At 68.9% G+C, this 4,419-nt stretch carries 6 protein-coding genes; 4 read left to right on the forward strand and 2 right to left on the reverse strand.

The window, feature by feature from the left end; all coding sequences use genetic code 11:
* A partial coding sequence (locus tag AC1D1T_RS30330) for a DUF3391 domain-containing protein (RefSeq protein WP_477993149.1) occupies positions 1 to 241 on the reverse strand: 241 nt, incomplete at its 3' end.
* A 166-nt stretch (positions 242 to 407) separates the two neighbouring features.
* Positions 408 to 848 carry an Lrp/AsnC family transcriptional regulator gene (locus tag AC1D1T_RS30335; RefSeq protein WP_047510267.1) on the reverse strand — a complete coding sequence of 147 codons (441 nt, stop codon included), beginning with the start codon at positions 846 to 848 and terminating at the stop codon, positions 408 to 410.
* Between the two features lie 120 nt (positions 849 to 968).
* Between AC1D1T_RS30335 and AC1D1T_RS30340 the strand changes: the two genes are divergently transcribed.
* The 4 genes from AC1D1T_RS30340 to AC1D1T_RS30355 form a co-directional block, all read left to right on the forward strand.
* Entirely contained in the window at positions 969 to 2,087 is a 1,119-nt protein-coding gene (locus tag AC1D1T_RS30340) for a saccharopine dehydrogenase family protein (protein ID WP_477828146.1), read from the forward strand.
* An 80-nt stretch (positions 2,088 to 2,167) separates the two neighbouring features.
* Complete coding sequence (locus AC1D1T_RS30345) at positions 2,168 to 2,872, forward strand: 3-oxoacid CoA-transferase subunit A (protein ID WP_047510271.1); 705 nt, start codon at positions 2,168 to 2,170, stop codon at positions 2,870 to 2,872.
* Entirely contained in the window at positions 2,869 to 3,510 is a 642-nt protein-coding gene (locus AC1D1T_RS30350) for a 3-oxoacid CoA-transferase subunit B (RefSeq protein WP_047510273.1), read from the forward strand. The genes AC1D1T_RS30345 and AC1D1T_RS30350 overlap by 4 nt, the downstream gene beginning before the upstream one ends.
* 11 nt (positions 3,511 to 3,521) lie before the next feature.
* Positions 3,522 to 4,419, forward strand: an 898-nt coding sequence (locus AC1D1T_RS30355) for an acetyl-CoA C-acyltransferase (RefSeq protein WP_477993150.1), incomplete at its 3' end; no start/stop codon positions are given.

Consider the following 4,419-nt stretch of genomic DNA (forward strand, 5'->3'; position numbering starts at 1 on the left):
GTGCCTGCGCGGCCGGCGACTCGCCCAGTGGCGTGGCGGCCGGCGGCGGGTCGCTCTTGTCCGGGCTCCAGCGCACGCGCGGCAGCCCGAGGCTGCGGATCGTCGCGATCTGGTCCGGCGTCGTCAGCTTGAAGCTGCTGAGCGGGAACGGGTGCGCCATCCACCCCACGTCGAGATGAACGAACATCCCGACGCGCAGTTCCTGGACATCGATGACCAATGGGGAGATGGCTTCTTTCATGCGAATGGCGGGGCGGCCGGAGACCAGGTTTTGCGCCGAGGAACGCGCTTGCGAGCTTTTCGGCCGCGGGTGCCTCGACTTGAAGTTCATTATCCCGAGGGACACCCTTCCTCACACCTGCTAACTCTGACAGGAATTGGGGGCGGCGGACTGTCGTCCGTGACTTTTACCGCTCTATTCGCGTCGACAACACGATCGCCGACGTGGTGCGCTCGACGCCTTCGAGCGCGCCGATGCGGTCGATCAGCGCATCGAGCTCGCCGATCGACTGCGCCGCGACGATCGCGATCAGGTCGAACGGGCCGCTGACCGAGTGCAGCACGCGCACCTCGGCGATCTTGCGCAGCGCCGCCTCGATCGCGGCGCTCTGGCGCGGCGCCACCGTGATCAGCACGTGGGCGCGGACCAGCGCGGCCTCGAGCTCATCGGGCACCACGATCGTGTAGCCGGCGACGACGCGCTGGCGCTCCAGCCGCTCCAGCCGGCTCTGCACCGTGGTGCGCGACAAGGCGAGGCGCCGCGCCAGCTCGGCGGTGGAGGCGCGCGCGTTCTCGCGCAGCAGCGCGAGCAGCGCGTGGTCGGTCTTGTCGAGGATGGTCTTGTGCATTTCGTCGGAGTATCTCGGCAATATGCCGGAATGTGCCCGTCGTTTCGTTGAATTTCAAGCTGCCTTTTGACCTCGCACTCCCGACAATCGCCGTCATTCCCTACAGCATGCGAGGCGGCAATGAAAGACATCCTGGTGATCGGCGGCGGCAAGATCGGCCCCGTGGTGGGGGCCCTGCTGGCCTCTGCGACCGGTGGCGAGCGCTACACCGTGACGGTGGCCGACCGCTCGGCGCCCCAGCTGGCCGAGATCGCGACCGAGATGGCCGGCACCCCGGGGCTGTCGACCCTGGTGCTGGACGTGAACGATGCCCAGCAGCTGCGCTCCGCGCTGCGCGGCCGCTTCGCGGTGCTGAGTGCGGCGCCCTACCACCTGACGGCCAAGGTCGCGCAGGCCGCACGCGACACCGGCGTGCACTACCTGGACCTCACGGAAGACGTGGCCAGCACCCGGCGCATCCGCGAACTGGCGGTGGGCGCCAGCACCGCCTTCATCCCGCAGTGCGGGCTGGCCCCCGGCTTCATCTCGATCGTCGCTGCCGACCTGGCGAGCGGCTTCGACACGCTCGACAGCGTGCGCATGCGCGTCGGCGCCTTGCCGGCCTACCCGAGCAACGCGCTGAACTACAACCTGACCTGGAGCACCGAAGGCGTCATCAACGAGTACTGCGAACCCTGCGAGGCGATCGTCGACGGCGTCGTGCGCGAGGTGCCGGCGCTCGAGGAGCGCGAGGAGTTCTCGCTCGACGGCGTGCTTTACGAGGCCTTCAACACCTCGGGCGGGCTCGGCACGCTGTGCGAGACGCTGGCCGGCAAGGTGCGCACGCTGAACTACCGCACGATCCGCTACCCGGGCCACGCCGCGATCATGAAGGCGCTGCTGCACGACCTGCGGCTGAAGGACCGGCGCGACGTGCTGAAGGACATCCTCGAACAGGCCGTGCCGACGACGATGCAGGACGTGGTGATCGTGTTCGTCACCGTCTCCGGCATGAAGGACGGGCGCCTCGTGCAGAACACCTATGCGCGCAAGACCTATGCGCACGTGCTGGCCGGCAAGCTGCGCAGCGCGATCCAGATCACCACGGCGAGCAGCCTGTGCGCGATCCTCGACATGCTGGCGAACGGCCAGCTGCCGCAGCAAGGCTTCGTGCGGCAGGAGGACGTGCGGCTGGCCGACTTCCTGGCCAACCGCTTCGGCCGCGTGTACGCGATGGACGAGCTCGCGAAAGCAGCCTGACTCGGCTTACACTGTTCCCATACAGAACCCCAGTTCGTCAAAAGAACTTTTTGACGAACTGGGTCTGCGTGAGGAACAGCATGATCAACAAGCTCTGCGATTCGGTGCAGGACGCGCTGGCCGGTGTGCCCGACGGCGCGACGGTGATGATCGGCGGCTTCGGCGGCGCCGGCCAGCCGGGCGAGCTGATCGATGCGCTGATCGCGCAAGGCGCGCGCGACCTGACCATCGTCAACAACAACGCCGGCAACGGCGAGACGGGCCTGGCGGCGCTGCTCGCAACCGGGCGGGTGCGCAAGATCATCTGCAGCTTTCCGCGCCAGGTCGATTCGCAGGTGTTCGACGGGCTGTACCGCAGCGGGCGCATCGAGCTGGAACTGGTGCCGCAAGGCAACCTGGCCGAGCGCATCCGCGCGGCCGGTGCCGGCATCGGCGGCTTCTTCACGCCGACCGGCTACGGCACCGAGCTGGCGCGCGGCAAGGAAACGCGCGAGATCGACGGCCGCATGTATGTGCTCGAGTCACCGATCCATGCCGACGTGGCGCTGATCAAGGCCGAGCGCGGCGACCGCTGGGGCAACCTGGTCTACCGCAAGACCGCGCGCAACTTCGGGCCGATCATGGCGATGGCGGCGAAGCTGAGCATCGCATCGGTGCACGAGGTGGTGGCGCTCGGCGAGCTCGACCCGGAGCACATCGTGACGCCGGGGATCTTCGTGCAACGCGTGGTCCAGGTGCCGCGCAGCGCCACCGGGCCGGCCGGTTTCGCGAGGAGCGCCGCATGAGTGTCCGTGGCCTGAACCGCGACCAGATGGCCGCCCGCGTCGCCCGCGACATCCCCGAGGGCGCGTACGTGAACCTCGGCATCGGCCTGCCGACACTGGTGGCCAACCACCTGCCGCGCGAGCGCGAGATCTTTTTGCACAGCGAGAACGGCCTGCTCGGCATGGGCCCGGCGCCGGCGGCGGGCGACGAGGATTTCGACCTGATCAATGCCGGCAAGCAGCCGGTGACGCTGCTGGCCGGCGGCGCGTTCTTCCACCATGCCGACAGCTTCGCGATGATGCGCGGCGGCCACCTCGACATCTGCGTGCTCGGCGCGTTCCAGGTGTCCGCGCGCGGCGACCTGGCGAACTGGCACACCGGTGCGCCCGACGCGATCCCCGCGGTCGGTGGCGCGATGGACCTGGCGATCGGCGCGAAGAAGACCTTCGTGATGATGGAGCACCTGACCAAGTCCGGCGAGAGCAAGATCGTCGCCGAGTGCAGCTACCCGCTGACCGGCGTGGCCTGCGTGAGCCGCATCTACACCGACCTGGCTGTCATCGACGTGACGGCGGCCGGGCTGAAGGTGGTGGAGACTTTCAACGGCCTGCCCTTCGATGAACTGCAGCGGTTGAGCGGCCTGCCGCTGATCGCCTGAAAGAATCCGCCATGAATGATGCCTTCATCTGCGATGCCATTCGCACGCCTTTCGGCCGCTACGGCGGTGCGCTGTCGTCGGTGCGCACCGACGACCTCGGCGCGATCCCGCTGAAGGCGCTGATCGCTCGCAACACGCGTGTCGACTGGGAGGCTGTCGACGATGTGCTGTTCGGCTGCGCGAACCAGGCCGGCGAGGACAACCGCAACGTGGCGCGCATGTCGGCGCTGCTGGCCGGCCTGCCGATCGGCGTGCCGGGCATGACGATCAACCGGCTGTGCGGCTCGGGGATGGACGCGGTGGGCAGCGCGGCGCGCGCGATCCGCAGCGGCGAGGCCGGCCTGATGATCGCCGGCGGCGTCGAGAGCATGAGCCGCGCGCCGTTCGTGATGCCGAAGGCCGAGAGCGCGTTCAGCCGCAGCACCGCGATCCACGACACGACGATCGGCTGGCGCTTCGTCAACAAGCTGATGAAGGAGATGCACGGCGTCGATTCGATGCCCGAGACGGCGGAGAACGTGGCCGCCGATTTCGGCATCGGGCGCGACGCGCAGGACCGGATGGCGCTGGCGTCGCAGCTGAAGGCGGTCGCGGCGCAGCAGGCCGGCTTCTTCGACGCCGAGATCACGCCGGTGACGATCGCGCAGAAGAAGGACGAGGCGCTCGTCGTGAAGCAGGACGAGCACCCGCGCGAGACCTCGCTCGACGCACTCGCGAAGCTGAAGGGCGTGGTGCGGCCCGACGGCACGGTGACGGCCGGCAATGCCTCGGGCGTCAACGACGGCGCCTGCGCGCTGCTGCTGGCGAGCGAGGCGGCCGCGGCGCGCCACGGCCTGACGCCGCGCGCCCGCGTGCTGGGCATGGCGACCGCGGGCGTGGCGCCGCGCATCATGGGCATGGGCCCGGCAC

The organism is Rhizobacter sp. P2_H3 (assembly GCF_056403355.1).

Coding starts and splice junctions, on each gene's coding strand:
- AC1D1T_RS30335 (WP_047510267.1), bottom strand. CDS start 848: ATGCACAAGACCATCCTCGACAAGACCGACCACGCGCTGCTCGCGCTG.
- AC1D1T_RS30340 (WP_477828146.1), top strand. CDS start 969: ATGAAAGACATCCTGGTGATCGGCGGCGGCAAGATCGGCCCCGTGGTG.
- AC1D1T_RS30345 (WP_047510271.1), top strand. CDS start 2,168: ATGATCAACAAGCTCTGCGATTCGGTGCAGGACGCGCTGGCCGGTGTG.
- AC1D1T_RS30350 (WP_047510273.1), top strand. CDS start 2,869: ATGAGTGTCCGTGGCCTGAACCGCGACCAGATGGCCGCCCGCGTCGCC.